The sequence below is a fragment of the Stenotrophomonas sp. genome (assembly GCF_050737075.1).
In the GTDB taxonomy this organism is placed as follows: Bacteria; Pseudomonadota; Gammaproteobacteria; order Xanthomonadales; family Xanthomonadaceae; genus Stenotrophomonas.
Genome location: NZ_JBOHXV010000172.1, coordinates 1 through 2964, shown reverse-complemented (window position 1 = coordinate 2964; position 2964 = coordinate 1). Strand labels below are relative to the sequence as shown.

Annotated in this window: 4 protein-coding genes; all 4 read left to right on the top strand. The window is 68.4% G+C overall.

Translation table 11 applies throughout. The annotated features are described in order from the left end of the window. Window positions 1-285: 285 nt before the first annotated feature. The 4 genes from ACREPD_RS22005 (at window position 286) to ACREPD_RS21990 (ending at window position 2863) form a co-directional block, all read left to right on the top strand. On the top strand, window positions 286-1197 hold the full coding sequence (locus ACREPD_RS22005) for a DMT family transporter (RefSeq protein ID WP_431601268.1): 912 nt from the start codon (window positions 286-288) through the stop codon (window positions 1195-1197). Next, entirely contained in the window at window positions 1104-1574 is a 471-nt protein-coding gene (locus tag ACREPD_RS22000; protein ID WP_431601267.1) for an MGMT family protein, read from the top strand. Before ACREPD_RS22005 ends, ACREPD_RS22000 begins: the two co-directional genes overlap by 94 nt. Window positions 1575-1610: 36 nt before the next feature. After that, the gene (locus ACREPD_RS21995; protein ID WP_431601266.1) at window positions 1611-2282 is read left to right on the top strand and encodes a rhomboid family intramembrane serine protease; all 672 of its coding nucleotides are present in this window, start codon (window positions 1611-1613) and stop codon (window positions 2280-2282) included. Window positions 2283-2362: 80 nt separating this feature from the next. Then, on the top strand, window positions 2363-2863 hold the full coding sequence (locus ACREPD_RS21990) for a DUF4166 domain-containing protein (RefSeq protein ID WP_431601265.1): 501 nt from the start codon (window positions 2363-2365) through the stop codon (window positions 2861-2863). The last annotated feature ends 101 nt before the right edge of the window (window positions 2864-2964 follow it).

The window sequence follows — 2964 nt, the reverse complement described above, 5'->3', positions numbered from 1 at the left end:
GTGTTGTTGCGCTGAACGCGCATCAACACAACCGCGCGCTACCCGGCGCCCGTAACAATTCGTAGCGCCTGGCCATGCCTGGCGACCGCGCGAAGCGCGGCACAAACCCAGCAACCGCAGCAACGACGCGTCCTCATCGCTTACCGCGGCTGACATCCATCCGAAGCCGCGCGTCCGGGGTTCATGACCCCCGACGGATACGAAGCCACCCATGGGGTGGCTCTACGCGATGAAGCCACCCAAGCGGTGGCGATACGCGCCGGTGCAGGTGCGACAATACCCCCGATGTCGCACGCGCTCCCTACCTCCTCCCCACGCCTCGCCGCCTCCGGCGTGCTGCTCGCCGCGATCGGTGCCATTGCCGCTTCCGGCAAGGCGGTGATCGTGAAACTGGCCTACCGCCACGGCGTGGATGCCACCACGCTGCTGGCGCTGCGCATGCTGATGGCGTTCCCATTCTTCGCGATGCTGGCCGTGTGGTCGGCCCGCCGCGCCACGGCGCTGTCCTGGGGCGATCGCGGGCGGGTGCTGTGGCTGGGTTTCACCGGTTACTACCTGTCCAGCCTGCTCGACTTCCAGGGGCTGCAGTACATCAGCGTCACCCTGGAGCGGTTGATTCTGTATCTCAACCCGACCCTGGTGCTGCTCATCAGCCTGGTGCTGCTCAAGAAGCGTCCCGGCCGCTGGCAGCTGGTCGCGCTGGCCCTGAGTTATCTGGGCGTGCTGCTGGCGTTCGGGCATGACCTGCAGTTGGAAGGCGGGCGCATCGTGCTGGGCAGTGCGCTGGTGTTCGCCAGCGCGCTGAGCTACGCGCTGTATCTGTTCGGCAGCGGGCAGGTGGTGGCCAGGATCGGCGCGATCCGCCTCACGGCCTATGCCAGCTGCGTGGCCTGCGTGCTGTGCGTGCTGCACTTCGCGGTGCTGCACCCGCTGCCGGTGTTGTTCCAGCAGCCCGAGCCGGTGTACTGGCTGTCGCTGGTCAACGCCACGGTCTGCACGGTCCTGCCGGTGCTGGCGATCATGCTGGCGGTGAAACGGATCGGCTCGTCGCTGGCCGCCCAGGTGGGTATGCTCGGCCCTGTATCCACCATCGTGATGAGTCTATGGCTGCTCGACGAACCCATGGGCCCCGGGCAGATCCTGGGGACGGCGCTGGTGCTGGTCGGGGTGCTGCTGGTCAGCCGCGTCCGCGCGTGAAAGTGCGGGCGGCGGCCGAGCCGGGGGAACCGGCCGACGATCCGGCCGCCCAGGCGCGGGCGCGCATCCTGGCGGTGATCCGCGCCATTCCGCGCGGGCAGGTGATGGGTTACGGGCAGGTGGCGGCCAAGGCCGGGCTGCCTGGCCGCGCGCGGCTGACGGCGCGCGTGCTGGGCATGAACGACGACCCGGACCTGCCCTGGCACCGCGTGCTGCGCTCGGACGGGCGCATTGCGATGCCGGAAGGCTCCCGCGGCTGGCGCGAGCAGAGCCAGCGGCTGCGTGCCGAAGGGGTGGTGATGGAGCGGGGCAGGGTGAAGCACATGCCGCGCACGCCCGGCGACGAACTGGATGCGGCCCTGTGGGGACCGGGCTAGCCCGTTATGATGGGCGCGGTTCCAAAGGATGACCCCATGTTTCCGCGCCTGCCCACCGTTACCAAGGCACTGTTGATCGCCAACATCGTGCTGTTCCTGCTGCAGCAGCCCTTCCTGCTCGGCTACGGCACGTTCGAGCCGTTCATGCTGCAGCCCCTGCGCGGCGGCTTCGACCCGTTCTCGCCGGGCGGCAATTTCCAGCCGTGGCAGTTGCTGACGTATGGCTTCCTGCATGGCGGCTTCGGCCACCTGTTCTTCAACATGCTGGCGCTCTTCATGTTCGGTTCGCCGCTGGAACAGACGTGGGGCGAAAAGCGCTTCCTGACCTTTTACCTGGTGTGCGTGGCCGGTGCGGGCTTGTGCCAGTTGCTGGTGGGCGCGCTGATCGCCGACCCGGCGCCGGTGCTGGGCGCCTCCGGTGGCATTTTCGGCCTGTTGCTGGCCTACGCCATGCTGTTCCCGAACCAGCGGATCATGCTGCTGTTCCCGCCGATTCCGATGAAGGCGCGCACCTTCGTGATCGTGATCGGCATCACCGAGCTGGTGATGGGCGCCACGTCCTGGCAGCCGGGCATCGCCCACTTCGCCCATCTGGGCGGCATGATCTTCGGCTGGCTGCTGATCCGCTACTGGCGTGGGCAACCCCCGTTCAAGCCGCGCCCGCCGGGTGGGCCACGACGTCCCAACCACCTGCGCCGGGTCAAGTAGGCCGCTGCATCATCCCGCCCGGTTCCCACCGCGAAGACGTCGGCCAAAGCCTGTATCAGCAGGTGCTGGGCAGTGCGTACGTGACGCTCCCCAAGCAGGTGCAGGCGCTGCACCTGGGAACGCACGCGCGCCGTTGGAGCGGTGTGTCGCAGGTGCGTCGTGGCAGCGGGATGCTGGCGCGGGCCATCGCGGCCGCGATCGGTTTCCCCGCCGCCGGTGCGAACGTACCGGTGACCGTGGCATTCCATTCGGAGAAGGGCGGCGAGCGTTGGACGCGCGACTTCGCTGGCCGGCGTTTCCACTCGTGGCAACGGCGCGGGGCAGGGCGCAACGACGCGCTGCTGGTGGAGCGTTTTGGCCTGATCGACGTTGCCCTGGCGCTGGTGGTTGAAGGCGATCGCCTGACCCTGGTGCCGCGCCGCTGGTTCTGCCTGGGCCTGCCGATGCCGAAGGCGCTGCTGCCGAAGGGGACCACGTTCGAGACCGAGGTGGACGGCCGGTTCGTGTTCGATGTGGAGATCGCCGCGCCGGTGGTGGGCTTGATCGTGGCGTATCGGGGCTCGTTGCTGCCGGTGGGGTAGAGCCACCCCATGGGTGGCTTCGCGGCGCCGCACTAAGACGCAGCCACCCATGGGGTGGCTCTACGATCAGACAAAAAGAAGGGGCGCCCATTGGGCGCCCC